Raw genomic sequence first — 25975 nt, 5'->3', positions numbered from 1 at the left:
TTTTGTTCTCGATTACACGACTTTTGTATTCAGCTGGTAGCTCTTCAATACGTTCGTTATCAAGCGTGTCAAAATCTTCATCACTCATCTCAACATCGTCATCTTCAACGAAAGTCGTTTGAGGGAGAGGGGTGGGTATCAGTGCATGACTGTTTTTTTTTAAAGCTTCTTGAAGAGCTAACCAGTTATTGAATCCATAGCTAATACTGATACGTTCAAGAGCTTGTGAATGTGTAATACCTAGTTCTTTCTTTAGTGATTTTGCGCGTTGTTTAATGCGTCCCATGCTAGGTAGGACGGAGTTAGGTGTGCTCATAGCTTACCCCAATGTAACTGTGTGCTTTTAAAAATACGTTGGGTACGCAATGGCGTTTGGATTAGAGGCTCCCCTTAAAGCCTGAGCTAGACACGACTGAAAGCAGGACACAGATAAGCCACCTATACGCATGTCTAGGTAGATAAATAACAGGGAGGTTGTTTTATAGAGTTGCCTGCAACTGCAAATAAACACGAACATCAAAGTTGATTTATCTACAGAGAGGACCTGAAGGGATCTTTAAAATAGTTTATTTGGCTTCTCTCATAAGCCGTGATAGACAATACATTACATTATAAATGTGAGTCAAGTTGCTTAGTGTTGATTGAAACGATATTTACCCAGTCAAAATAGTCCTGGACTTTTCTACTTGTATTGAATAGAATCTCAGTCATTCCAGTTTAACGGTACTATTTTGTGAATCATATCGAATTATTTTCAGGGTGCGGAGGGCTTTCACTAGGCCTAAAGCATAGTGGCTATGAGCTTACTATGGCTAATGAGCTATCTCCCATGGCTGCTGAGTCATTTGCGTATAACTTTTTAGATGAAAACTTGGAAGAATTGTCGAGAGGACAAAAGAAAGCGCAACGTACTCTTTGGATTAAGAGTAACTTTGACAACCTGAAAAATAGACTTCGAGAGAACCCATTCACTTACCCTGAGTATGATGATGACTTCGGCTACTCAGACCTACCTGAGCAATGGACTGATTTAAAAGGCAAGCTTGTTGTTGGTAGCATAGTAGAACTCAATAAATTGCTGGACTTAAACCCTCAATTAGTAAAGCTGTTACAAACAAGCTTTGGTGATCAACGTGGGCTGGATTTAGTTTCTGGTGGCCCTCCTTGCCAAAGTTTCAGTATGGCGGGTTTGAGGGAGAAAAATAGTGATAAAAACACCCTTCCTTGGGAATTCGCTAAGTTTGTTAAGCATACTCAACCTAAAGTTGCTCTTTTAGAGAATGTAACAGGAATTCTTCGTCCTTTTAAAGATGAAGAAGGTGCGCTTTTCCATGCTTGGTATGAGGTAGCAAAAGCTTTTGCTGGGATCGGTTATGTGCCTCTGTGCTTACATATCAACGCTCGTTTTGCAGGTATCGCACAAAATAGGCCTAGATTCATAATGATTGGTGTGAGAATAGATCATTACAAAACTATAGCTAACACTTTTACCTCTGGTGATGCTCAAGTATTTTCGCAACCATATCAGTTTTACAAGGCTGTAGAAGAGTTTGGTAACGAGCTAGAGTTTGGTCATCTGGATTATCTTGATGTAAAGAATGTTCATGATCTCAAACTCATCAAAGAGTCTTTCCTTGCAGAACTAGTGAATCATGAACCGGTGTCGGTACTGGAAGCTCTAGACGATTTAAAGCGTAACTATCCAGCAACACAATCAACATTTGTTGAAAATCTAAATGTTACATTCGACCGTCTTCCTATTAGAAATGAGATTGCTAATCATGATTATCGTAACAACGGCGAGGTAGTGCAGCGTCGCTTTCGATTATATCAAGTTCTAGCGGATATCAATGATAACGCCGTGAAAAAATCAGTGTTTTCTGTTTTAAAAGGTGAATCTAACTCCATATCTAGTATTGCTTGGAGTGCTTGTAGTCAGTATCGATTTTTACAAATCGATGGTACGTTAGAGCACTTTGAAAGAGAGCAAGACTTCGTGGATTATTTGAAAAGCCATCCAACGAAAAAGCAGACACAAAAAGCTTTAATAGCGAACTCTCCGGCTCCTGCTGCACTATCGATACCTGATGATGCATGCCACTATGATGAGCATGAGTTGCGTGTTTTAACCGTGAGAGAGATGGCACGTATACAATCTTTCCCTGATAACTTTGTCTTTCGTTCGAAAATCACCACTGGTGGTCAGATGCGTAAGTTTGAAGTACCTCAGTATACACAGGTTGGTAATGCGGTCCCTCCCTTACTTGGTTTAAGGCTTGGTCACTGCGTAGCACAATTATTAGGGTAAAAAAGAGCCAGCTAATGCTGGCGCTTTTCTAATTAAATTATTGAAGGCTTTTCCATTGCGTATACACCCTTTCTTAAAACGTTTCCATCCTCAATAATCTCTTGCATTTTGAGGTTTAGTTCCTGTTGAATTTCTTGTGTATACGTTTCGTTTTTATCGCCTTTCTTGAAAAGAATAACAACAGTATTGTTAGGCTCAATACCATAAGCCTCACAAAATGGTTTCATTAGTTCTAGTGTTAACTGCGAGTCAGACTGTTGCCCTTTGTCTCTAGCAACGTTGTAAGTCGATATGACATAAACAACATAGTCAACTTTGTCGATTTCCTTTTTACCCCCACCTTGCGTTCGCAGATTATTAAATGAAACGTCTTGCTGGTTGTGGAGCTCTGTCAGAGCTGTTTCAATTTTTCGTCTTTGTCCATGCTTTGCATTTATAAATGTTTTCTTGTTTATAAATTGACCAGAAACATAGTCTAGACCAGTGAAACGTCTTCCTGATTTTGCCGGTATCTCCCCTTTTTTATCAGGTCTATATTGAGCGTGTATCGTGCTGATAATAGTAGCAACATTTGTGCTGTTGTCGCTATGTGTTAGCCCCAAATCATCATAGATACGCTGTAGATCATCTTCATCAGCTTTGAGCTTTGTATTTGGGTCGAAAGAATACGAGGCCCAACTACTCACACAAAATTGTTTTTCAGCCGTTTTATTTTTGAGACGGTTAATTGCTTTGGTTCTATCAGTGCCTGCTAGGCCAGGGTCCCAGTTAGGTATACTGTATTTTTCTGTGATATTTTGGATCGCTATTGCAATGTCGTTAAGTTGAATTTGTGGCGGCTCCGCCAACTCAGATAGTCGATCATTAAGTTCGCTATGCGCCTTCAACATATTTTTGTGCGAGAAGTGTAAGGCTTTTGTATTGTTATGGTAGCCACATGCGCGGCCAATCAGTGCTTGGACAACCGATGATACAGCACTAGACGTTCCATCCCAGGTCGCGACTAAATCTTCTTTCATTTCTGACGGCATTGCGATCCCAACCCTTAAGAAGCCTCGAACAATAATGACAAGTTTTTTGTTTCGTTTTTTGTATGCTTGATAAGATCGTAAAACGCCATTCCAAGAGTCTAAGTCGTCTTTTTCCACATCATTCAAACTGCTTGCGACGATCTTTATATTTTCTTCTGCAAGGATTTTTTTCCCATTTTGATCTGTAAGATCAAGTAATTTTTCTTTTGTTAACTGCGTATACCCAGCACTAGATCGAATGATATAAAGGCCACCTGAGTGATTCAAAAGTGTATCTACAAATTGCTTGAATACAGCAGGTGTTCTATATTCAGCTTTGTAAAAGCATGACTCATCACTATTATCAACTATTTGGTTATCTTCTAGAAATTGACTTACGCCTCGGTAAGCTTTCGGAGGTTGAACTACTCGAATTGCTGCGCTATATCCCAGAATGCTTTTCTCTTTAGAAGCTTCATAAATGGAAGAAAAACCAGTTGCTGATACGAGTAGAATTCGGTCTTCTTTTACATCACGGTCTTCTATTTTCGCCAATATCTCATTTAAGCGCTTAGCAAGATGGTCACATCCCATGTGTGATTCATCGATAATGAATAGTATGCCGTGTGTATCAGGTAAGGTGTCTAATAGGGCACTAGCACGTGTAACGGATTCTACTGCGACATTTTCACTTAAATGAGCAAAGTTATCATCAGCTTGGGCTGCCAAATCATTGTTAGCAACGTTTTCAATGTAAACCACTACCTTGTGATCTAGCTTATCTAAGTCTTTGTTACTTAGATTTTTTATTGTGCGTTTTGCAATTAAACGACAAATAGTGGTCTTACCCATTTGTGTTTCAGCACAGGCACAAACTACTCTGTGTTCCTTCAGAAGGTTTAAGATATCAATTGCTGCCAATTTTGCTTCAGGCTTTCCGTCCTCAAGTTCGCATAGCTTTTTTTCAATTTCTTGTCTGATTGGGCTAATTGTCACAGATTGTCCTTAGTTAAAAACAGATGAGTTTTATTTCTGCACTTAATTTTTTTGATGGTACGCATTTTTTACGCACCAACCTTTTATGTGGTGCGTAAAAAATTCTATTTGTGAGAATTAATTTTGTCAATACTGTAAGTTACTAATTGTAAGGAGCTTTTACCTGCTTTATTTCGCGTACCTCTTCACTCGTCCCTCCCTCAATCGGTGGCTCAACCAAGCCAATAAAAAATACAAACAGCGTATTTCCCATTGTCTTGGCCCTACGGGTCACAATCAGGGCTATGGGGTTCGCGCTGCCAGCCAAGTGCTGTCTGACCTTGGCTAAGTGCTGTGCAATCTGGTCCCTGTATTGATTTTCCCTCGTGCGTTTTGCGCCAACTTCTTAACCTTTAAAACCTCAGAACCTGCCCGTAAAAAGTGAAATGGACGCTGCGCGCTTTTGACGGGCAGAACCATGAGGTTTTGAAGGGAAGTTAGGCGAAAACGACGGTGAAAATTCAATCAAACAAGGAGCGTATCATGTCACATTCCCTTTCTTCCCAAGTTCACAGCACTAAGTCTGCCAGCGCGAGCAACGTATCTCCGTTGCATCACTCAGGCTCTACAACAGTGAAAGTCGCGCCGCGTTCGGTGTTGGTGAATTGGTCTGAATCTTCTCGCTTGAATGAGGGGGATGAATTCCCATTCGATATTTTTGAGGCCATCGCGTTAAAAGTGGCGTTAGACAACCCGCTAGGTGGTTACGATAAAACTGATATTACGGTGAATTTCGATAATGGTCATCTGCACCGTTGCCGAGTGGATCTGGGCTGCGGTGGTAACGAGTGTGGGTTTGCGGATCACTGTTTTCGTGTGCTCGAGTACGCTCTATCACTTGAGAAAAGTGAACCTTCGCATTGGTACTTTACTCACGCTCAGGGGCGCGAGCTTCTCGCCCTGCTTAAAACGTATCAGTTAAATAGGCATACGGTGGCGTTGTCTCGATCTCAGGCGTTAGCGCGCACCCGTTTAGCAAAAGCTCAGCAAGAAGCCGAGGAGCAGGCCAAGGCAGAAGAAAGAAAAGCAGCGCATCAACAGCGAGTAGAACGAGAGAAGGTGTTTCAGGCGTCGCTTTCAATACCTGATTGGGCGCAAGGTGCCATTGTGGCAACGCACACAGTGTTTGATGAGGACAATAGCGATCCTTATGCCGATGATTATCGATTAAATACGGAAAAAACAATTGTTCTTGCCTGGTCTAAACATACGCGCCGGTTGTTCCCGGAGCTACGAAAGGCGTGCTTAAATCACGAGGATACGGCGTTTTTAGCGGATAAAACGCAAAGTAGTGAACATCGAGAAAACTACTCAATGGGTGGCGGTACCTATCTCACGAATAAAGATTTTATTCGTTGTGGTTGGTCGGTGCGTAAAGTGCGCTTTTGGCGTGAGGACAGCAAAGCGGTTTATGTGCCATTAGGTGAACTGGCTCAAGCAGTTCAAGCATAATTATCGTAAATAACATGGAGGCGTGACGATGTCACGAGTAAGTTACTTTACTATCGATGCTCGCTTAGTACACTTGTTCGAAAAGTTAGCCGCATTGAACCCGCCCGTTGGCCAAATGGTGGCAGCGTTGAATGTTGTGCTTGCCGAGAATGGCGAGAAGATTGTTACTAGAAAAGATTTTGAGCTGTTTTTAGATCAGGTTGAGGAATGGGAATAAGAAAAGGCGTCATCGTGACGCCTTTTTCTGCTTATCAAAATGAGCGAGTAGAAAGCCTTATATCTATGATTTGGCTTGGATCTGAATGTGAGATTGTAAAAGTAAGGTTCACTGCATCATCTAATTGATACTGTAACCAACCATTTTTGATTATCCCTGGTAGTTTTCGCGGGCCAACCTCTTTATCTGCAGCACCGAAAGTAGCTAATACCGAATCGAGGTTATTTAGGTCACGCATATTTATCTTGTCGTCCGAAAGCAACTCCAACAGCTTGTTATCAAGAGGAAAACTAGCGATAAAGAACGTAAGTTCTTTGTTTTGGTTGAAAATCATATCAACTTTGTCGTCGTAACAAACAAGATCATATCGGTCGTCCAGCTCTGGCTCAAACTGCAGCGTGTTTCCTCCAATAAGGGACGTAAACGAGCTGTCTTGTACTAATTCTTCATAACGGCAATTTAGCCAATTAGTTATTTTTTTCATAAATTCCGGATTCTTCGTTAAGTCTGTTTAGCTTGTTAAAAGCAGCTTCTATGTCTTTTTCAGAGTAGCCATAGTTTTTTAGATGTGTTTTTAGGATATTCATATCCTTTTGAGCTGCTTCACGCAAATCTTTTGAGTCTAGGCTACTTTGTGTAGCTGTATTTCTCCCTCCATATGTTCGAGAGAAATCTTTATGCACTTCATGAGGGATAGCCACTCCATTAGTCGCTCTTTTCAGTGCTGCTAGTTCTTTTTTAGTCAATGGTTGGCCATCACTTTCGGCCCATTTTTGGATTGCTTTGAAAGATGGAATATGATCTATATCCATTCCATCCTTAACACTTCTTGGAGCAAGTTCCCCGTATGTACCGACCTCAAGGGGCTTCACATGCGGGTTGGCTTTTCCCGAACTATTTTTGTTGTAAACCACATAGAGCGGAGCAATGCCTGAGCTTTCAGGGAATACCAAGATCGTATCACGCCAGTCTTTCTCTTCTGGCGCAGGCGTAACGGTGACGTTCGCATCACTATCCGAGTGAATTGGCGTGACGAGTATATCGTCTTTTTCAAACCCATCACTATGATCAGGGGTAGTTTGCCAACTTGCTTCACCGTTTTCTTCAGGTGTCCAATAGATGGTTGGTCCGTTCTCTTCAATCGCAACGGACAGTTGGCCATTATTTCCCTGTTTCACGTATTTAATGGGGATGCGCGTGTCGTCTACATGATAGCCCTGCACGTGCGGATAAAACTCCCCATCTTGGGGCTCGGTAATGTGGACACGAACACGGCTTTGCGCCGTGGTCAATTGGCGTAAATCTTGGTCTGTGTATTGGGTGTTATCGCCAAACAAGCTTTGCTGCATGGCAAACAAAGCGCCAATGCCTTCTACTTGCCAGCGGTAGCCCTCAACGATTTTATCTTTCAATGTGCCGGCCAGTTTATCCAACTGCATCGCCGCGGTTTGGGTTTGTTGCGTTTGCTCTGGTGAGCCGGCGACAGCTGCGGAACTTCCCATGGCCATTTGTGCTTGTGTTGCTTGAATGGCAGGCATGAAAGCAGCTGGGGTCGCATTTGCTTGCGCAAAGAAGAATGACCAAGGGCCGAAGTTACTGATTGACTCTTGTTGGTCACCAATTTCAATACACCCTTCTGGCCTGGTGCAGGATTTAGCGAACACGAGCGAGCTTGTGGCGTCTTTTAAGTTAAGGATGGCGACATCACCTTCTACAAAATCGGCAGCGTTGATGGCTCGATACGTGGTTAGCCAAAGTAGTGCATCGCTGTGCTGATAATGACTGTTGCGGATGTTGTTGTAAGTTTGTGGGCGCAGTGGCGGAAAGGTGTTCTTTTTGTCCGGTGCTTGTTGCTTCTGTGCTTCAGCAACAACAATTTCATCACCTGCCGCAAGTGATAAAGGGTCGGCATCATATGTTGGGTTAAGCGAAAGCAAGGCTTTAGCACCCATACCATACAGTTCAGCGATGCTCTGCCAGGTTTCTCCCGTAGCTACGATGTGCGTCGCTGCGGTTTGTTGGGCTTCCGTCTCATCGTTGTTATCTTCTGCGCGCGCTTCTTCCGGCTGTTTAGCTGCATCAAACAGTGCAGGAATATCCAACTTTATCCCGTTTTCACTCAGCCAATCTTCACTGACATTATCGAGCTCTTCTCGCGTGATTTGGCGCTCAAGATAAATGATGTATTGGTTCTCAAGGACTTGGTTGGTCAATTTCCAATACACCAATATAGCGCTTTGGTCTTTGGTAAAACCGCGCTCGTCATTGAGCGTGTCTTGTGTCGATTGCGTAGCGTAAAACGCCCACTTTTCTTGCCCGAGAATTTTGTATTCTTGGACAAGTTCGCCATCATTAAAGTGGTAGTAATAGCCTTCTGTAGGCAAACCTAAACGTTCGCCCAATTGCACAGCAGGGACAACAGGTATAAAACCTTCCTCAGTTTTATGGCTGCCAGCTTTTTGAAGTGTGACGGCTTCAAGTGGCGTCAGCCCGAGATTGTCATCAGCGATGTGGATATTTAAACGCTTTGGCTCATCAAACACACATAACGCTGTGTAGCGGGTACCTTGCTCGGTATTGGCTTGCTCCCAGCGGGTTACCGCGTTCTCTTTTTCAGTTTTAGCTAAAGCAAAGTCATTGTGCACCATTTTCTTTATGGTGGCATCCGAGCAGCCGACTTCGAAGCTGTACTCAAATTCCTTAGTGATTTCCTCTTCACTTTCGACTGCGATTGGCTGTGGCGTATAAGCTCGTTCGAGTGTCGCGGTATCTCCAATACGCGCACTGTACCCTCCCGTTGCTCTGGTGATTTTCGTTTTTGCTAATAAATTATTAGCGGCATCATCAGAGAATGCAGGGATAACCTCAGAGTTCAGCCTCCAAGTTTTAGGACCCACTGGGTCGTTGTAACTAAGTAAAGCGGGAGTTTGAGGCGTATCACTCACGAGTGCGAGCTTACCTTCGTAGAGATGTTGTTTTAGCTGCTCAAAAGTAAGATGAGCAGGGATTGCAGACGCGATATCCGCTTCCGTGAGGTTGTGGAAGTTGCCCTCTATCAACCCGAATTCATGGGACATCACTTCCGAAAGCGGGAGAACTTTGTATGACACGATTTAACCCAAGTTAAGCCTATAATGCCCCTACTTCGCAAAAATCACGCCATTTGTATTGACTTTTAAAAACAATAGGTTACATAGACAGTGCTATTCGATTGTTTAAAATATTGTCGAATTTTCTAATTTCTTGTAGAACCGTACAATTTATTGGAAGAGCAACTTAAGTCAAAAAACAAACAATTCCCTCATTTTTATGTACACTCATCAAAAATTAAGGGATATACTATTTCTAATTCCTACATGGAGACAGAAATGGATACTCAACAAACCACGTCACACTTTCAATCCCTTAAGCAAGGAGCCGATGCTTACATTAAACGCCGCAACCAGCGCTTACTGGCGAATCATCGCAAAGAGTTACGCAACTTTACCCGTGCAGAAGCCTCCGCTTACTTAGGCATCGATGCTAAAACGCTGGATAAATATGTAACCGCTGCGGAGATTGATCCTCGTCGTCATGAAGACTCTCAGTGGTCGATTGATATTGCGGAAATGTACCGTGTGCGTGATTTGTTGCCAGAGGCATTGCGTAAAGAGCCAAAGTTTTCGCGTAGCGAACAACAATCAACGCAAGTCATCGTTATTCAAAACCAGAAAGGTGGCGTTGGTAAAACCGTGTCTGCCGCGACTGTCGCATCTGGTTTAGCTACAGAATTCCATCAAGAGTACCGCGTAGGCTTAATCGATATGGATGGCCAAGCGACACTCTCAATGTATTACGCGCCAGAGGCAGACCAAGAAGGCAACTTGTCTGTGGGTGATCTCATTATGCGTAACTTTGACTTGGATGAGGGCGAAACGTTTGAGCAAGCGGTATCTGAAGCGTTCCTAGAAACCACTATTCCTAACTTACGAATTCTACCAGCAGCGCAGAGTGACCGAGCGATTGAAGGCTGGTTCCATGAACAAGTCTTCAGCCATAAGTTACCATCCCCCTACTCTATCTTGGCTGAGATCATTGATGCAGTGAAAGATGAATTCGACATCATCATCATCGATACACCGCCATCACTAGGTTACGCGACTTACAACGCCTACTTTGCCGCAACAAGCGTGGTATTCCCGCTATCGATTACGGAAAACGACATCGATGCGACCTGTTCATACTTCAGCTACATTCCGCAAGTATGGGCGCTGCTAGCCAATGCGAATCATGATGGGTACGACTTCATGAAGATCCTGCTTACCAACCATAGAGACAGCTCGACCACAACTGAGTTGATGAACAGTCTTTACGATCACTTTGCACCTTACTTGTACTCTAAGGAGTTCAAACACAGTGAAGCCATCAGACAAGCCTCCTCCCTACTTTCGACCGTTTTTGATATGTCGAAGAGCGAGTACCCAAAAAGTAAGTCGACGTTCCAAACGGCGCAACAAAATGGGTATGAGGTAACCAGTCAAATTCAGCGTGACATTCTTAATGTGTGGCGCGAACAGGAGCAAGCATAATGGCGAAAAAACGCGGCGGTAGCCCTTTAGGTAACGCACCAGGTTCTCAAGAAGCACAGTTATCAGCGGCTAAAGCGAACCTGACCACTTTAACGCAGCAGTTGACGGCAGAACTGGATAAAGCCGGCACCAGTGCCGCTGCGTACTTGCAAGAACAGTTTGGTCTTGAATCTGTCGGCCAGAGCATGGTTTGGCAGTTAGCATCAGGCAATACTGCGACGTTTAACGAAGTGACACTGTCATACGAACAAGTTCGTAATGAAACGCTTGTTACTTTCGATGTAAATGGACGCGATCAATCGCTTCTTACTGCAGAGTCCCTTGCTGATCTGAATTCATTGGAGTTTCAACAGTTCTATCCTGCCGTAGGTCGAGAAATTGAAGGCAAGATTGATGTATTGGATGGCTCTCGCCGCCGTGCTTGGTTCTTACTTCAAGAAGGCCGCATCAAAACGTTCCGTATCCTTGTCACTCAGGATGAAATCTCCGTCAGTGATGCGAAGGCTCTAGCTAAGCAGCTACAAACGGCTAAAGAACACAATCTGCGTGAGATTGGACAACAGTGTATCGCCATCAAATCAGCAAACGTAGAGATTACTCAGGCTGAAATTGCGAAGCAAGTTGGGCTTAGCCAGGCAGGTGTAAGTAAAGCGATGAAAGCTGCCAGCATCGACGAGAAACTGGTTAAGCTATTTCCGGTTGTAAATGCCCTTTCACATCCAGACTATGCCTTGCTAGATAAGGTGATGAAGACTAGTGATGATAAAAAGCAGATTGCTAGCTTCGCAAAGAAAATTGAGAAAAGTCTTGTCAATATTCAGGCTGAATATTCGCTTGAGGATCAGAAAGACGCAATTGTTGCGGCTATCAAAGCCGAACTAAAAGTCGCAGAAGCGAAGAAAGAGTCAGACAAAGCAGAAGTCACTCCCCTCGCCCAATTCGATAGCAAGGGCATGTTTGCCCGCAAGCGCGTGAAAGGCCGTAACTTCTCTTATGAGTTCGGGCGTTTATCGAAAGAAATGCAAGATAAGTTGGATAAAGCGATAACTAGTATTCTTGAACAAGTAAAATAAAAGCGCCTTAGGGCGCTTTTACTTATTCTTGAACTAATGACGAATCAGCTAGAGCTCCATCTAAAACTGATGAGGGGCCTCTTCTTTCCAAAGAAGAAGCCAGTATCAGCCTTTTTCTCGCCCTGCTAGAGCCCAAATAAATCTGAGAGATAAAACGTCTATACTGGCCACTGTGTGGAAAATCTTCATCTAATTCATTTTTATCAATATGAATTAGAAATACGACATCAAATTGCAAACCAGCCACATAATCTGGCATAGAAAATATACATTTTCCCTTTGATTTTTGAGGTCGAACAATTTCATCTCTTGATGAGAGCTTTACAAACTTTCCTTTTATTCGTCCCAAGGTATTTGCATAAAAGTCATAAAGCTCTGTATTTACACATAAGACAGCAACAGAAGTCTCTGGATTTCTCGCAGCTAGGTTACTCGCTTCTTTAAAGATCTGGTCAACTAGATCTTTATTACTTTCAAATACCTTTAGTTTAGGTGTTTCTCCTTCCTTTTGAGAGTTCTCTAGTTTTGTACTAGTACACCATTCTGAAGCTAAGTCAAGAGCAGGAAAAGCTCCGTCTATATGGCTCAAAAATTTGGATATCTCTGGAGTGTATCTAAACACCTTTGTTAGCTCCACTAAGTTAGTCGCCCCAACTTTTGTACTTCGTAATAACGAGGAAGCATTATTTGGACTTATTGAGTATAAGAATCTGTCATCTGTACTTTGGTTTATATCATAAGCCATAAATAACGGTAACTTGTCTGAGCAATAGCTATCATCTCGTTTGAACAACTCATGAAAAATCATTCGTTCAGGTTTAGTAAAGCAATGCAGTTCGTCAACAAAGATTGCATCATAACCTACGTCTTTACGGATATGGTTCCATTCATGAGAAAGAAGATACCTATTTAAATCGGCGATCATCTGATCCATGCTTAACACATCCATTCCTTTTAGTTCTTTTTTATAGAGTTCATGAAGCTCTAATATGACTCGTCTCTCATTCTCGCTCTCAAGCTCCATTAACCAAGACTCTCTAGGTCCTGATAAATATTTTTCGGAAAGTGGCGATCCTATATATATATTTTCAGCTTCTAAAATGCATGCAAACTCATTTAAAACATCTAAGAGAAATCTACGCCTTTTTGATGGTTCGGTATCTAATATATAGTTTTTAAATCGCTCACTACACTTATCTAGAATTCCTTTAACGAATACAATATCTTTCAAAATATTTTCTAATATCGATGAAAACAATTCAAATTGAAGTTGCCTACCTTCTCTTCCATCAGTAGATAAAGGTCTCAAGTTCTTAAGGTTGTAATTTAGTAAGTTTTGAGCCAGATCATATAGTGAAATAACGTTTAAATTAACATGCTTAAAGTTAGACCATAGTGACAGGTTATCCATAGAGTGGATAATATCTAATACGAGCTGAGAGTTAACCGTACTATGAGTTATGAATAGTAGATTTTTTCTCTCTTCCTTATCTTCAAATTTATACGCATCCCGCAAGAGCTTTGTAGCCAAAGCCAGAGTTTTACCTGTACCAGCAGCCCCCTTCAATCGAACAGGAGCATCATATGCTTTATCAACAAAGGTTCGTTGTTCTGCCGTAAGAATATTATCATACCAATGCTCTACGGAATACTTAGCCCCATAATAATCTTCAATACTTTCAGTTAAAGTAATACCATAGTTTTTTTCTTGTACAGGTTCTTTATGATTAACCTTTACGCTCAGAGCTTTTTCGTATGAATCGTACCCTTTGATAAATAAATCTTCATCAATGTCATATTCTTCATATGACTTAGGATCAAAGTTATAATCGAATGCATATATATGCTGTGTTCCGCAAGGGTTTTTATCGAATAAAACTCGGGCATCTATATTATTCTTCTTACACCCTGATGATATTGATGTATAGTTCTTACCTGCATACTTTCGCCAACCTTTACCCGGTGTGACACTATAACCAAACTTGTTCATACCTATGACCAAAATTCGATGTAAGACATTTTTCTTTTTCTTGTCTTCCACTCCAGAAAATAGTTTGTCTTCTTCTATTTTTATAAAGAGCAACTTACTGTCTTTGCAAGCAGAATCTGAGAGAAGGTAGATGCAATTTTCAACTTCAACTCGCCTTATTTTTTTAGAGTTGCCATGAGGTATATAAAATCCATCAAACCATGAACTTTCGAAAGAAGCTATAGCTAGTTCACAAATTGTTTTTTCATCTAATATAAGTAGCTTACTTTCCATTATGTTTATCCAGTATAGTGGTTGACAACAAATCTAAAGACTCTTTTTCATCGTTCTCGAAAGAATCCGGCATTCCTATCCTAGAAAATAACATTGCAAATTTTTGTGTAATGCTATACCTAAGATAATCGGAAAACCTTCCAACTCTTAAAATCCCATTCTCCAATCCGTTTTTAGATAATTTTGCATCAAATTTTGATTGAAAAACTTTATTTTTATTTAGAGCTCGAACATCTCTAAGTTTGAGAACCATACCCATTTCATCAGTACATGATAAGTCTGGAATAAATAGAAACTCTTCCCTCGAATTTCTTACTGCGTTAGAGAGCTCTTTTCGAGCTTTGTCGTCACTCTTTTTTTCAACGTCAATTCTTAGCTTTAGAAAATTCCGTAACTTAGGTTCATTCGCTAAAATTTCTAATTTTTTCGAATCTAATGTGATATCTTTGCTTGGCTTTTTACCTAAAGCCTCATACATATTAACTAAAGAGTTATCTTTCAACCATTCTCTTAGTCGTTCAGCCGTCAAGGGAGTATATCCCTCCTTTTTGAACTCACTTAAAGAGTTAAGCTTTTCAACATTATTTTTAACAAGTTTTTCTAGCTCATTCTTAAATTGGTCTGGTAACCAATAGTTCTCTAAAAACTTTTCCGCAGTTACTATTGGAAGTAGCGTAAATGAATGTCCCATTTTATTGTTAGCTATATCACAGTCAGCTGTAATAACCATTACAAAGTCCTCGTCTTCAGAGAAAACGTCTCGACACATCTCCCCTATTTTGAAAACATCTCCTTGCAAAATAGGTTCGCTATCTTCTAGATCATTTATAAAATAACTCATTTTTTACATCTATTATGAACGTGTATCTAGCAATGGTAATTGTTGCATATGTTTTTTGTAAATAGGTTATTTTGATATATTCGATGTAAAGGTAATAAAAATCAATAAAGCACGAGTTCAGGACAACTAAAACAAATTAAGAATACAAAAAAGCAAACATAAGTAACTATTTGCTAACATGAATCAACTTGGTATTCATCAACGTTATCCATACAAAAACTCACTCTTCCTGTTATGTGCATCTTAAAGGTGACCTTTTGGTCTGCTTCTGCAAAAAACTTCAGAAGCTCACTATTACTTTCACTATCAAATGTCGAATGACTAAGTGAAGGCCAGCCGCTTACTGGATCAATCTCTATTACATTTTGCGGGTAGATTTTCTCCAACGTTAGACCATCAAAGACGCGACCATGCAGTGTATAGATTACGTTTGTTGTACAGTCAGTGATACTATCTGACAACGACAGTACGATGCAGCGTTCGTCGGAGTTTAAATTGGCCAACTCTCTAAAGTGAATGTAGACAGGAGCATTCCTAAATACCGCTTCACTTTTTGCCATGATAACGACCCCCATTAGTTCGTCTTGAGCAGTTTTTATTCGACTACGTTCAAACAAGCTAGAAAAGCTTGGAGCCGCAAATATTAGTAAGACACTGAGAACACAAATTGTTGTGAGTAACTCAATCAGCGTGAAGCCTCTGTTCAATATCCTATTCAAAATTCCTTCCTTGTTTTCCAACTAGCGTTGTCAATATTCAGCCTGAATAATGACATTCTGCAGGTCATTTAAATCAACCTAAATCGGTTGGTCTTCCACTCTAAGGCGTCAATTAAACCTTGCTCATACATGCCAGCCCAATCGTAAAAGAACGGCGCAAAGCCTTGTCCGCCTGTAATATGAGAAAGGCCAATACAGACTATCACTACGCCAGCAGAGATTGCGTATTCCACTGGGTCACCGGTTCTAAACCGCCCACCAAATAAATGAAAGCGTCTGTCACTGTATGGGGAAAAAGGAACCCCCGATACGGTCATTGCGTCGGTGAGTATGTGGCTGACGCCTCCCCAGGCAAAGGCCATCCCAATACCTTGGTAATCCCAAACCAAAGTAAAGACGAGGGCGACAATCAACCAATGGGTAAAGATATGCGTTGGTCCGCGGTGTTTAATGTTGCGTCCTAGTCCTTTAGCCACAAACTCCATCCAATCCGGTGCGGTCGCACCGGCAACACAAATAGGTACATGAGGAGGAGAGAGAACTGCACAAATAGCGCCTGCAATCAGGCCATGGTTGAGCCATTTCATTGGGCAACCTTCGGCTTGGCATGAGGTGGGAGATAGGCCAGCTTTTGCAAATAATGGTTGACGCTGTCGCTGTAGGAACTCTCACACAGCGCAACTAAGGCTAATCGGTGCTCTACGATTTTCGCCTCATGAGCTAGAACGTCGCGATGCGAACTGGCAACTTTTTCAAGTAGTGCCACTTGTTCGTTCACGTTCGCCACACCTTGGGCTACCCGCTGCTGTGAACGAGCTTCAAGTGATAGGTAGAGTCCCATCAATCGATAAGCGTAGTTTCTGTCAGCCAATGCTTGAGTGAAGGAGGCAACTGACGTCGCGGTGGCAGTTCGACGCTGATATTCCCATTGCCTCTCGCGAGATTGCTCCGTTGTCGAGTAGAGCGGCATTTTACCCACTATCCCGACATAGTGTTCTGAGATCTCCGGCCAATCATCGCTGTTGTATTCATCTAGGTTGGTACGCATTCCAGCTACTAGATTTAAGTCGAGTTTGAATTTGCTCTTTTCTGGGTAACAGTTGAGTACGGTCTGAAAGATGGCATCTGGGTCAATCTTAGGTGCAGGTTTTAACGCAGGAGTTGGGGTGTTGTAGTGGGGGGCGTCCCCCTTCAATGTTGGCAATTCGAATGGCTTTATCTCCGGAGGTTGTGCAGAGGGTTCATCCCATGGTGTAGCAATGCCCCAATCATTGGCATAAGCCGCTGAGTAGAGCAGGGGACACAGCATTAAAAGGCGATACTTAATCTGCACGCGTCGACCTCCGTCCGCTGCCAAGCATTTGTAAGCCGCCAATCACAGCGCCCGCTTCCCAAGCGCCAGCAACCACACATAGTGCAACCATAAACCAAACCAGCGCTTTGGTCGTGTCGTAACTCACGTCACTTTCTAGGTTGATACGCTGAGGTTCGCGCCGTTCGACAATCGGACGAATAGAAGGAGGGAGACGTCCTTCTTCGCTACACGTCATCAGCCACAGCTTGGCTGACATAAGGCACTTACGTGCGATTTGTGCTTTGCGCCCTGTTAACTTATGCGCATCGTCGATAAAGAGTAAGGATTGGGTTTCCATTAAATAGTCAGCCAATAGGTCGGCCTTGAGCTGTAAGTTGAGTCTGCTCCATGGTGTGTAAGTTACCCCCTCCTCTTGCCTCTCTTGGTACCACTTGTCTATCCCTTTCACTTCCACCCAACTTGAGAGTGGCATTAGCCCCTCAAGCAAAACAGGCTGCGGTTTCTTCCCCCAGACTTCGTGTCGATTATCTTTCAGGCGAGTGAGCCACCGGCTCTTCCCCGAATCATGCGCGCCTGTGATTAATTGACATTTTTTCCGACGCAAGCTGGTTTCTTTACGATCACGGCTCGGCGCAAAGCGACGCGGTGAGTCCACAATAAGCGGAGTTACGTAGCGCGTACCGTCTCGGCGTACTCGATTGTGATCGGTTCTTAGTTTCAAAAATCGCATTGTGCTCCATCCTTACTCCGACAGAATACGAACTCATCAAAGCAATTAAAGAGTAAGCAAATAGCTTGCGTGCGACCCATAATGAAAATGTAACTACGTTGTTTATCGTCTCAAAAGTAATCCAGTTTAAATGGGGGGTAGGGGGGCAAGGCTCCGCTGTTAAATTCGCGCAGTGCAGAAAATTTTTAGCCGAAGGTAAGGGGTAAACAATCGATTACAGAACATGATGAAAGATTACTGTATAGGGTGAGTGACATTAACGACCGTATTTTTCGCGCACAAAGGGTCTATGACGGGGCTGGGTGATGCCATGTTAAAGCGTTAGCATCAACCCTGCTGTCCATCAAAGATAAATAGTATGTTGGTTCTTCTTCGTGATGTTTTATCAGGTGCGTACTTTCTGTGACAGATTAGTTAGGGCTGGGCCTAGTCACACGGCTCGCCACACCGCTGCAGGTCGAGGCGTTACTCTCTCCCGTTTCCTGTTCTGGTTTGTGTAACGACTTAACCAACCTAACAGACAGGCATATCACCATAAAACCTGTTTATTGATTGTTCATACCACACCATTGAGCAATCACGTCCCCCGTAGACGACATCACGTTGTCACTTACTCTTTTTGCAACCAAGCAAGCTTGATTCCCTCCCACTTATTTCACGTCGCTGGCGTTTTTCATCTGCAACGACAGAGAGAGTAAGTTCCTCAGCTTTAAAGCTTCTCGTTAGCAATCCTCCTAAAAATTCAAACGCAAGAAGGTATAACGAGATTTGAACGTGCTACAGATTCAGAAAAGAGTATCCGATCAAGGTTTTGATCTTTGGCCATGATGATCATATCAATTACACACCACATTAATGACATCATTTAGGTAATTAGACTTCCACTACACCTAAAATATGTCATAATTACCTAGATTATGTTATTTAAAGGGATCGTGGGATGAGTGATGAAGAGTACTTTTACCCAGTCGTAAGTGATAACTTACCGAAACATATAAAGAAAGGTCATCAACTGGTATTTAGTCGCCAGGATCTCTCTGCTCGAGAAGCTGATATGTTTGCGTTGATGATTGCACACATGAAAGCGAACGACTGGGAGCGCAGTACCCCTCATTATGAGTTCACGTCACATCAGCTATCTGAGTGGTTAGGTGTAGAGTCTAAGCATATCGGGAGTAATTTAAGCCCGGTAGCTAACCGTCTTGCGAGCCGAAAAATCGGTATAAAAATAGAAACCGGCAAAGGGGATATTGAATTCGACTACCGTCCGCTTTTCAAACACATAGCATACAAAAATGGCACCCTGACAATGGTGCCTAATGACATGCTCAAATCTGAATACATCGAGTATAACCAGGGCTTTGCTCTCATTAACACTCGCAATTTCTTTGATGTAAAAAAAGAGTATTCAAAACGCCTCTACGAATTACTTAGCCGATTTAAAGACAAAGGCTTTGAAATGCATCAACAGAAGCTTGATGAGTTAAAAGGGGTCTTTGGACTTCTCGATGAGGCCGGCAAACTCAAGAAAGACAAAAGCTCATTCAAAAATAACAGTGTGTTCATGAAACGCTGTATTCGAGAGAGCATCAAAGAGCTTACTGAGCACCCTCAAATCCGAAAAGAGCTACTGTTCTTGGAAGGAGAAAATGGTGAGAAGGGTTTTGAGGTCATTAAAAAAGGTCGAACCATCACCGGTATCAAGTTCCTGTTCCGCTGGATAAAGCTTGGCACGATTGAAGAGCTGAACCAACACGATGCGTTAAAAACAATTCGAGAGCTAGAGCTAAAACGCCTACAAGACAAGATAAAGCTGACAGAGGCCGAGCTTGAAGCGTTGGCCATTGCTTACCGCTATATCGGCAAAGAGCAGCATGCTCTGAAGGTAGAAGAAAGTCTCTCTAAGCGACACTTAAACCGAGAGCCAGAAGTTGATAATGGCCATCAAAGCGAGGTTGACTCGCTCTTAGATAAAATCGATACCTTATCTGAGATTAGTGATAACCCTGAATACTAGATGACACATATTAGGTGAGACAATCTCATTACTGACAAAAATCAGGTCTCCGATTGTGATAAATGACACATTTTAGGTGTTTTCGATGATGTAAGACCTAAAATGTGTCGCATTAGAAGATACCTAATCAAGATCACTGTGAATAAAGGGCGAAGATACCTGATATTCGTTATTTTAGCCTGTAACCTACCTAAAATATGTCATCTATAAACCTTAAATACGATCAGCAACACCTAAATTGTGTCAGGCTTCCACCTAATACATGATCATTAAGACCTAAAAAAAGATCATCAACACCTAAATAGTGTTATCTATACACCTAAAAAGTGATCATGATGGGCATTTAAGTTCTTTTTATTCAGTAACTTACAATACCTATAGATCTTATAGTTTTCATAGTGTTTATAGGTTTAAATAGAAGATATAGATCTTTATAGCTAATGTGGATAACTGGAAAATCAAAGATTTACACAGTTACCCTCATTAGAAACAGTTTCATTTCTTTCTTTTTATTCTTTTCTAACTGTCACAATCTAGGTGATCAGTGTCAAAAATTAGGTTGGAGCTTGCTATAAGTACTTCATCATTTAGATGAGGATTTGATCAATGCCACAATACGCCTACCTTCGAGTTTCTTCAGATAGCCAAGATGTAGCAAACCAGAAACACGGTATCTACGAGTATTGCAATCGTGTCGGAATAGTTAACTTATGCTTTATCGAAGATGTCGTTACAGGCAAAAAGAAGTGGCATGAACGTAAACTAGGTGAACTTATTGATGGAATGGAGGTAGGTGACAAGCTGATCTTCGCGGAGGTCAGTCGAATTGCACGTTCTACACTTCAGGTTCTTGAAGTGCTTGAGGTATGCATGGCCAAGGGCATCGATGTCTACATTGCTAAACAGAACATGCAGCTAGATGGTTCCATGCAAGCAAAAATCACCGCAACGGTACTTGGTCTCGCAGCAGAGATAGAACGAGAGTTTATTTCAATGAGAACTAAAGAGGCTTTAGCTGCAAGAAAAAAAGCCGGTGTTACTCTTGGTAGACCTAAAGGTGAAGCAGAAAAGCTTAAGCTCGACCCCAAAAGGGATCAAATTGAAAAATACTTAGGGATGGGACTGGGGATTCGTCCTACAGCAAAGCTTATTGATGAAGCCCCAAGTACATTACGAGATTACATCAAACGCAGAAGCTTAAGAGCTATAAATGCCGCTGAAAGAGCTTAGCCGGTGAAATGTTACACCCTAGGACCGCAGAAATAACAATGTGGTCAGGTTTTCTGATGTAATAAATCACCTTAAGCTGTCCACAAAGGTGTACCATTATGGACAGTGTCAAGGTCGTATCACAAAACTGTACACTTAGTCTTATAAATTATTGGTGAACATGTACACTAATGAAATAACCTCTTAATGTTCACTTTGGATGTAATTATGAAACTTGGCTATGCTCGCGTCAGTACTGATGACCAGAACCTTGATGTTCAACTTTCACAGCTTGAGCAAATTGGCTGTGAGAAGATTTTCCAAGATAAAGCCAGTGGTAAATCTTCCGAACGTGAAGCATTGAAGAAACTAATCGACTTCGCTAGGGAAGGGGATGTGGTTAACGTGACCAAGGTCGACCGAATCGCGCGTAACACTATCGATGCACTGCAAATTGCTGATCAACTTGCAAAGAAAGGGGCTGGATTAGTGTTTCATGATCTTGGAGATTTGGATATTAATAGCGATGTTGGCCGAGTTATTTATACGACTATATCTGCATTTGCAGAAATGGAAAGAAAACGCATCTTACAGCGCTGTAATGAGGGTAGGGAGCGCGCCAGAGCCGAAGGGAGGCACCTCGGCCGATTTCCTGATAAAGCCTTACATAATCGTATACAGGAGCTTGCTGCTAAAGGTTTGAGTAAACACGCGATAAGTAAAGAGTTGAGCTGTAGCAGAACGACGGTATACAAGGTGCTTAATGGGACCTCTTGATGATGTGTACGGTTGTGGCATTTTTTTATACATAGAGCTCCCTTAATATGCATTTATGATATTATCAGCTCGTTAATATTCGTCGTGAGTTCAAGTTATGGGTATAGCCCGATTTTCCGTGAGAGACCTTTGCGATAAGGTTTTCGCTGAGTACAAACTACAACCTCGCCACTCACGTGGCTCTAACCCTGATGCTGAAGTTTTTATTGTTCATAATCAAGGCCTCTATTGCATGGCAGATTGTAAGCATGAGCTATCTGATAGAGAGGCAAGCCGAGTTTATGCTACGGGATGCAATCCGAATGAAGATGAGCATTGGCTACAGGCTTCTCGTGAACTTGCCGGCGGCGATGATTTTTGTCTGGCAATTCCTCCTACATGGCTTGAATCTGCAATCGTCAATGAACAAGAGTTTCTCGAGCTAAATATTAGCTCGGACGCGATAGAGCTTGTTAAGACGAATTAAAAGTGGCCTTGCTGACCATTCCAGCCCAGTCTGGCCACAACCTACCCGTTGTCACAAAAAAGCATGTCATGGCCTAAGCGTGTGCCACTGCGTGACACAGGCCATCACATAAATGTCACAACGGATAGGGCGGCACAGTCAGGTCTTCCATAGCAAGGCCGCTTAAAAGATCTATTACCAACCCCCATCCCCCAAGCTTGGGGGTATGTGCGACAATTCAACATAATGTGGAATAATGCAAAATTGCACGTGCCTAACGTCAGCAAGCTGCCGGGCACTGGGCAACTTCAAGCATTATTGGACATTATGTGTAAATTGTCGCCACCGCACTGAAAAGCGTGCTCTAAGGTAGCCAGCAGAGCTGGCGCGATTTATCTGCCTTGCCGAAACAGACGGGCAAAGCAGGGCAATGGTGACGCATCAAAACACAAACAACGTGTTTCAATGCGGGTGAGGTAGGCGCTTTCTATGGTTCGACATTTGCGGTACGTTCGTTGTTGCCCGTGCCGGTCAATCCATAAAAGGCGCAAGCTATTTTATGGTGTACCACCACATCCCCCGCCCACCCAATGCTGCGCCCCGTTCTTTGGTTATCGTAGGGCACCTACAGCCTTTGACTTTTTGTGTTTAATTTGGCGTTAGCACCCGTAATTTAAAGGCGCAGCGGTGGTCGTGTCGTGGTGGAAACTACATTCCTAATGGGAGTTGTCTATCCTTTAACTTACCAATATTTATTCTACGCCTCATCTCTTTAATGATTGGTATATTTAACTCCGCCTCTTCGGTCGGGGAGCTTAACTCTCCTTGAAAGATTCTTATAAGCTCATTTAATGGTATTAGCTGCCACATCTCAACGTTTAAGCAGTCCGTCCAAAATTTGGTTCCATTTCTCCAGTCTTTTTCTCCTTTTAGGAACTTGATTCCAACTCTGTTCAACTCGTCATAACTGATTCCACCAACAATATTAGCCGTATGGAATCGGCGTAGGTCTTTATCATCTCTGTCTTTACTTCTCTCTAAAGTGATGAATAAGAAGTAGTCTGGTTTTTGGTGTTCGTGGTTGTAGCAGGGAGCTGTATTGTCGTAGTTTCTTTTTGGCTTTACGGTGCGATCTTTTGTTTTAACATCTATTGTCTTGCCATTGACTCTATAGTCATGGGTAGTGCATTCAAGCTCGGCTTCGTATTCTATAAAGTTTTTGTCCATCCAATACTCTGCGATTACTTCACCGAGGCAACCAACTCCGTTCGCCTCGTCCTCCCTGTGTGACCTTTTGAAAATTGCTTGGTTTTTCGCTCTTTCCTCTGCCTTTTTGTAAATATACTCTGGAATATTTACAGTTCGAGTGTAACTAGTATTACGCGATATATTAGATGTCATATTAGTTGCCTACTAATTCATAGCTAACAGGCTCAGGAAATAATAATTGCAAGTCTCTTTTTTTAATTTTAAATAATGGTCCTTTTTCACCCAATTTCCCTTTCGTATTCCTTTTAATAAGGTGGTCCATGGTGATAACGCCATCTTGAATAAGTGGCATTAGCTGGCTTGCAACTGGAGAGCGTGTATGCGTTACTCGCTTGAGTTGAAAGTATTCAACACCGTCAACTACTTCGCTTGTTGCCTCTACCCAAAACGTTTCAGCATGCTTTTCCTTTAAACGGTTTCTCAGTAAGTTCCCGGGCCATACAGCTACAAGTTCCTTATCGTTGTACCATTCTTGGAGTTCATCTTTCGTTTGATCGTAGATAAAGCGCAAGCCTTGCGTGTTTTCGTTCTTCGTTGATATGGTGCAGTACAACTTAAACTCATCACCTCGCTCATACCCATATCTATTGAGTATCTCTGCGCTGCTTTTACAAGGGCTAATTCTCCAATCAGCGACCTGTGCAAAAAGTGTCGCTCTTGTCTCTGATTTTGTTCCTTGACCTGATTTTGCTACTCGACCCGATTTGAGTTCGATCCCCTTATAATCAGGTTCTTTACTTGAATTAGCCTTAATGCCTAACTTCGCTTCTAAAGTAAAACCAATACCAGTATCGCCAGTGCGCATTGACGCAAAAGGGGCCCTCGCTAACATTTTGAGCTTTTCAAGCAACTCATCAGCAACGCTGTTGTGTTGACGCGCTAACTGAGAGAAGAACGTTTTTATATGAGAGCCTTCTTTTGATAAAGAGGCTTTGAGATCGATATTACTCAGATTGAGTAAATGAGGATTTTTATCGTAAATGATGAGCGCAATTTCGTCGCCAGGCTGAGCAAAATTAGGCAACCCTCTAAACCACATACGAGGATCGCCTTTCTTCGTTTTAGGGCGATATAAGCTTGCTTGGGAGCTTATGATAGCATCGTCGTTCAGAAAAAATGCGTTCGTTATAATCTTGTTTTCGTCGCCTTGATTTTGGTGACCATAGTAATGAAATTCTTCTATTTCAAATAGAGTTCGAATTGGTTGAGTTGCGTCTAATATGAATTTTTCCAGGCCAGTTTTTGTTGGGAAGAAAATCGCGGACTCGATGCCTAGCTGGGCAAGTAATACCTTATTATCACGTGTTTTTCTAGGTGGTAGAGAATTACTTTTAATATTGTTACTGTGTGTTGTATCGACGCCATAAGTCATTGACGCTAATCTTATAGCCTCATCGATAGGATATTGCATGATGCTAGAGAGTCGCTGAGCTCTTCTATTTATTAGTGGTTTAAGATCATCCATACTTGCTAACCCTCAAGTTGGTATACTTTAGGTTCAGGGAATAGCAGTTCCAGATCGCTCTTATTTATTTTGAAAAGTGGCCCTTTCTCACTCACTCTCCCTTTCGTATTTTTTTTAATAAGGTGGTCCATGGTGATAACGCCAGCTTGAATAAGTGGCATTAACTGGCTCGTAACTGGAGAGCGTGTATGCGTTACTCGCTTGAGTTGGAAGTATTCAACACCGTCAACTACTTCGCTTGTTGCCTCTACCCAAAACGTTTCAGCATGTTTTTCCTTTAAACGGTTTCTCAGTAAGTTCCCGGGCCATACAGCTACAAGTTCCTTATCGTTGTACCATTCTTGGAGTTCATCTTTCGTTTGATCGTAGATAAAGCGCAAGCCTTGCGTGTTTTCTTTCTTCGTTGATATGGTGCAGTACAACTTGAACTCATCACCTCGCTCATACCCATACTTATTAAGTATTTCGGCACTTTTTTTACAAGGGCTAATTCCCCAATCTGCGACTTGTGCAAATAGCGTCGTTCTTGTCTTTACTCCTCGACCTGTTTTGATTTCTATCCCTTTATAATCAGGTTGTTTGCTTGAATTAGCCTCAATGCCTAACTTCGCTTCTAAAGTAAAACCAATACCAGTATCGCCGGTCCGCATTGACGCAAAAGGAGTTTTCGCTAACACTTTGAGTTTTTCAAGTAACTCATCAGCAACGCTGTTGTGTCGATGTTCTAAATGAGAGAAGAAAGTTTTTATATGAGAGCCTTCTTTTGATAAAGAGGCTTCGAGCTCAATATTACTCAGATTGAGTAAATAAGGGATCTTATCGTAAATGATGATCGCAATTTGATCGCCTGGTTGAGCAAAATTAGGCAACCCTCTAAACCACATACGAGGGTCGCCCTTCTTCGTTTTGGGGCGATATAAGCTAGCACTTGATTTTGTGGCACCATCATCGTTTAAAAAAAACGCATCCGTTTTTACCTTATACTCGGGCCCTTGGCCTTGTTCCCAATAACAATGAAAACTTTCTAGCTCAAAGTGGGTTCGAACGGTTTGGGTTGCATCAAGTATGGATTTTTTTAAACCGGTTATTGTGGGCTCAAAAATGGAAAACTCGGTGCCTAACTTTGTTAGCTGCTTTTTGTTCTCGATTACACGACTTTTGTATTCAGCTGGTAGCTCTTCAATACGTTCGTTATCAAGCGTGTCAAAATCTTCATCACTCATCTCAACATCGTCATCTTCAACGAAAGTCGTTTGAGGGAG

The 25975-nt window shown here is 42.2% G+C and carries 22 protein-coding genes and 2 pseudogenes; 9 read left to right on the top strand and 15 right to left on the bottom strand.

Annotated features, from left to right (window positions below):
- Positions 1 to 316: glyoxalase superfamily protein (locus tag ATB76_RS26325; protein ID WP_240538061.1), on the bottom strand; the 316-nt coding region annotated here is incomplete at its 3' end.
- Between the two features lie 417 nt (positions 317 to 733).
- Between ATB76_RS26325 and dcm the strand changes: the two genes are divergently transcribed.
- Positions 734 to 2308: a DNA (cytosine-5-)-methyltransferase gene (gene dcm / locus ATB76_RS26320; RefSeq protein WP_061036357.1), complete on the top strand. Its 1575-nt coding sequence runs from the start codon at positions 734 to 736 to the stop codon at positions 2306 to 2308.
- Between the two features lie 32 nt (positions 2309 to 2340).
- Here the strand turns inward: dcm and ATB76_RS26315 are convergent, their stop codons facing one another.
- Positions 2341 to 4314 (bottom strand): hypothetical protein, encoded by a 1974-nt coding sequence (locus ATB76_RS26315; protein WP_061036356.1) that lies wholly within the window; start codon positions 4312 to 4314, stop codon positions 2341 to 2343.
- 522 nt (positions 4315 to 4836) lie between these two features.
- Between ATB76_RS26315 and ATB76_RS26310 the strand changes: the two genes are divergently transcribed.
- Together ATB76_RS26310 and ATB76_RS26305 are read left to right on the top strand one after the other, a co-directional pair.
- Entirely contained in the window at positions 4837 to 5805 is a 969-nt protein-coding gene (locus ATB76_RS26310) for an LPD25 domain-containing protein (RefSeq protein WP_061036355.1), read from the top strand.
- Between the two features lie 28 nt (positions 5806 to 5833).
- Positions 5834 to 6022 carry a hypothetical protein gene (locus ATB76_RS26305; RefSeq protein WP_061036354.1) on the top strand — a complete coding sequence of 63 codons (189 nt, stop codon included), beginning with the start codon at positions 5834 to 5836 and terminating at the stop codon, positions 6020 to 6022.
- Between the two features lie 34 nt (positions 6023 to 6056).
- Here the strand turns inward: ATB76_RS26305 and ATB76_RS26300 are convergent, their stop codons facing one another.
- On the bottom strand, positions 6057 to 6506 hold the full coding sequence (locus ATB76_RS26300) for a hypothetical protein (protein ID WP_061036353.1): 450 nt from the start codon (positions 6504 to 6506) through the stop codon (positions 6057 to 6059).
- The gene (locus ATB76_RS26295; protein WP_240538060.1) at positions 6490 to 9132 is read right to left on the bottom strand and encodes an S-type pyocin domain-containing protein; all 2643 of its coding nucleotides are present in this window, start codon (positions 9130 to 9132) and stop codon (positions 6490 to 6492) included. The genes ATB76_RS26300 and ATB76_RS26295 overlap by 17 nt, the downstream gene beginning before the upstream one ends.
- Before the next feature lie 258 nt (positions 9133 to 9390).
- Between ATB76_RS26295 and ATB76_RS26290 the strand changes: the two genes are divergently transcribed.
- Together ATB76_RS26290 and ATB76_RS26285 are read left to right on the top strand one after the other, a co-directional pair.
- Positions 9391 to 10590 carry a ParA family protein gene (locus ATB76_RS26290; RefSeq protein WP_061036352.1) on the top strand — a complete coding sequence of 400 codons (1200 nt, stop codon included), beginning with the start codon at positions 9391 to 9393 and terminating at the stop codon, positions 10588 to 10590.
- The gene (locus ATB76_RS26285) at positions 10590 to 11663 is read left to right on the top strand and encodes a ParB family protein (RefSeq protein ID WP_061036351.1); all 1074 of its coding nucleotides are present in this window, start codon (positions 10590 to 10592) and stop codon (positions 11661 to 11663) included. The genes ATB76_RS26290 and ATB76_RS26285 overlap by 1 nt, the downstream gene beginning before the upstream one ends.
- A 22-nt stretch (positions 11664 to 11685) precedes the next feature.
- On the opposite strand, the gene ATB76_RS26280 is transcribed toward ATB76_RS26285, so the two are convergent.
- The 7 genes and pseudogenes from ATB76_RS26280 to ATB76_RS26255 form a co-directional block, all read right to left on the bottom strand.
- Positions 11686 to 13926 (bottom strand): UvrD-helicase domain-containing protein, encoded by a 2241-nt coding sequence (locus ATB76_RS26280; protein WP_061036350.1) that lies wholly within the window; start codon positions 13924 to 13926, stop codon positions 11686 to 11688.
- Positions 13916 to 14767 carry a hypothetical protein gene (locus ATB76_RS26275; RefSeq protein WP_061036349.1) on the bottom strand — a complete coding sequence of 284 codons (852 nt, stop codon included), beginning with the start codon at positions 14765 to 14767 and terminating at the stop codon, positions 13916 to 13918. Before ATB76_RS26275 ends, ATB76_RS26280 begins: the two co-directional genes overlap by 11 nt.
- Positions 14768 to 14940: 173 nt before the next feature.
- A complete protein-coding gene (locus tag ATB76_RS26270) occupies positions 14941 to 15342 on the bottom strand; it encodes a twitching motility protein pilT (RefSeq protein ID WP_240538062.1) in 402 nt (133 codons plus the stop codon).
- Positions 15343 to 15430: 88 nt separating this feature from the next.
- Positions 15431 to 15474, bottom strand: a pseudogene (locus tag ATB76_RS28740) (prepilin-type N-terminal cleavage/methylation domain-containing protein); the annotation flags it as partial.
- A gap of 80 nt (positions 15475 to 15554) precedes the next feature.
- Positions 15555 to 16073, bottom strand: coding sequence for a metal-dependent hydrolase (locus tag ATB76_RS26265; protein WP_061036348.1), 519 nt, complete (start codon positions 16071 to 16073; stop codon positions 15555 to 15557).
- Positions 16070 to 16819, bottom strand: a complete 750-nt coding sequence (locus ATB76_RS26260; RefSeq protein WP_061036347.1) for a hypothetical protein — start codon at positions 16817 to 16819, stop codon at positions 16070 to 16072. Before ATB76_RS26260 ends, ATB76_RS26265 begins: the two co-directional genes overlap by 4 nt.
- The gene (locus ATB76_RS26255) at positions 16809 to 17531 is read right to left on the bottom strand and encodes a hypothetical protein (protein WP_061036346.1); all 723 of its coding nucleotides are present in this window, start codon (positions 17529 to 17531) and stop codon (positions 16809 to 16811) included. Before ATB76_RS26255 ends, ATB76_RS26260 begins: the two co-directional genes overlap by 11 nt.
- A 940-nt stretch (positions 17532 to 18471) precedes the next feature.
- Here ATB76_RS26255 and ATB76_RS26250 point away from each other — a divergent pair.
- Positions 18472 to 19548, top strand: coding sequence for a replication initiation protein (locus ATB76_RS26250; protein ID WP_061036345.1), 1077 nt, complete (start codon positions 18472 to 18474; stop codon positions 19546 to 19548).
- Between the two features lie 606 nt (positions 19549 to 20154).
- A complete protein-coding gene (locus ATB76_RS26245) occupies positions 20155 to 20778 on the top strand; it encodes a recombinase family protein (RefSeq protein WP_061036344.1) in 624 nt (207 codons plus the stop codon).
- On the opposite strand, the pseudogene ATB76_RS28735 reads toward ATB76_RS26245, so the two are convergent.
- Positions 20753 to 20848, bottom strand: a pseudogene (locus ATB76_RS28735) (type II toxin-antitoxin system RelE/ParE family toxin); the annotation flags it as partial. The gene ATB76_RS26245 and the pseudogene ATB76_RS28735 overlap by 26 nt on opposite strands.
- A gap of 137 nt (positions 20849 to 20985) precedes the next feature.
- Here ATB76_RS28735 and ATB76_RS26240 point away from each other — a divergent pair.
- Together ATB76_RS26240 and ATB76_RS28855 are read left to right on the top strand one after the other, a co-directional pair.
- Positions 20986 to 21534 carry a recombinase family protein gene (locus ATB76_RS26240; RefSeq protein ID WP_061036358.1) on the top strand — a complete coding sequence of 183 codons (549 nt, stop codon included), beginning with the start codon at positions 20986 to 20988 and terminating at the stop codon, positions 21532 to 21534.
- A 97-nt stretch (positions 21535 to 21631) separates the two neighbouring features.
- A complete protein-coding gene (locus ATB76_RS28855; RefSeq protein WP_061036343.1) occupies positions 21632 to 22000 on the top strand; it encodes a DUF3085 domain-containing protein in 369 nt (122 codons plus the stop codon).
- Between the two features lie 687 nt (positions 22001 to 22687).
- Here ATB76_RS28855 and ATB76_RS26230 read toward each other — a convergent pair.
- From ATB76_RS26230 to ATB76_RS26220, 3 genes are all read right to left on the bottom strand, one after another.
- Positions 22688 to 23380 carry a hypothetical protein gene (locus tag ATB76_RS26230; protein ID WP_061036342.1) on the bottom strand — a complete coding sequence of 231 codons (693 nt, stop codon included), beginning with the start codon at positions 23378 to 23380 and terminating at the stop codon, positions 22688 to 22690.
- A 1-nt stretch (position 23381) separates the two neighbouring features.
- The gene (locus tag ATB76_RS26225; RefSeq protein WP_061036341.1) at positions 23382 to 24713 is read right to left on the bottom strand and encodes an MvaI/BcnI family restriction endonuclease; all 1332 of its coding nucleotides are present in this window, start codon (positions 24711 to 24713) and stop codon (positions 23382 to 23384) included.
- A gap of 5 nt (positions 24714 to 24718) precedes the next feature.
- On the bottom strand, positions 24719 to 25975 hold a 1257-nt coding region (locus tag ATB76_RS26220; protein WP_061036340.1), incomplete at its 5' end, for an MvaI/BcnI family restriction endonuclease.

It is taken from the genome of Vibrio sp. MOR3, assembly GCF_001557775.1.
Classification (GTDB): Bacteria; Pseudomonadota; Gammaproteobacteria; order Enterobacterales; family Vibrionaceae; genus Vibrio; species Vibrio jasicida.
This window is presented reverse-complemented; position numbering and strand designations above follow the sequence as displayed.

Coding starts and splice junctions, on each gene's coding strand:
- ATB76_RS26265 (WP_061036348.1), bottom strand. CDS start 16,073: ATGAAATGGCTCAACCATGGCCTGATTGCAGGCGCTATTTGTGCAGTT.
- ATB76_RS26270 (WP_240538062.1), bottom strand. CDS start 15,342: ATGGGGGTCGTTATCATGGCAAAAAGTGAAGCGGTATTTAGGAATGCT.
- ATB76_RS26225 (WP_061036341.1), bottom strand. CDS start 24,713: ATGGATGATCTTAAACCACTAATAAATAGAAGAGCTCAGCGACTCTCT.
- ATB76_RS26285 (WP_061036351.1), top strand. CDS start 10,590: ATGGCGAAAAAACGCGGCGGTAGCCCTTTAGGTAACGCACCAGGTTCT.
- ATB76_RS26250 (WP_061036345.1), top strand. CDS start 18,472: ATGAGTGATGAAGAGTACTTTTACCCAGTCGTAAGTGATAACTTACCG.
- ATB76_RS26305 (WP_061036354.1), top strand. CDS start 5,834: ATGTCACGAGTAAGTTACTTTACTATCGATGCTCGCTTAGTACACTTG.
- ATB76_RS26310 (WP_061036355.1), top strand. CDS start 4,837: ATGTCACATTCCCTTTCTTCCCAAGTTCACAGCACTAAGTCTGCCAGC.
- ATB76_RS26230 (WP_061036342.1), bottom strand. CDS start 23,380: ATGACATCTAATATATCGCGTAATACTAGTTACACTCGAACTGTAAAT.
- ATB76_RS28855 (WP_061036343.1), top strand. CDS start 21,632: ATGGGTATAGCCCGATTTTCCGTGAGAGACCTTTGCGATAAGGTTTTC.
- ATB76_RS26240 (WP_061036358.1), top strand. CDS start 20,986: ATGAAACTTGGCTATGCTCGCGTCAGTACTGATGACCAGAACCTTGAT.
- ATB76_RS26275 (WP_061036349.1), bottom strand. CDS start 14,767: ATGAGTTATTTTATAAATGATCTAGAAGATAGCGAACCTATTTTGCAA.
- ATB76_RS26290 (WP_061036352.1), top strand. CDS start 9,391: ATGGATACTCAACAAACCACGTCACACTTTCAATCCCTTAAGCAAGGA.
- ATB76_RS26255 (WP_061036346.1), bottom strand. CDS start 17,531: ATGCGATTTTTGAAACTAAGAACCGATCACAATCGAGTACGCCGAGAC.
- ATB76_RS26300 (WP_061036353.1), bottom strand. CDS start 6,506: ATGAAAAAAATAACTAATTGGCTAAATTGCCGTTATGAAGAATTAGTA.
- ATB76_RS26280 (WP_061036350.1), bottom strand. CDS start 13,926: ATGGAAAGTAAGCTACTTATATTAGATGAAAAAACAATTTGTGAACTA.
- ATB76_RS26245 (WP_061036344.1), top strand. CDS start 20,155: ATGCCACAATACGCCTACCTTCGAGTTTCTTCAGATAGCCAAGATGTA.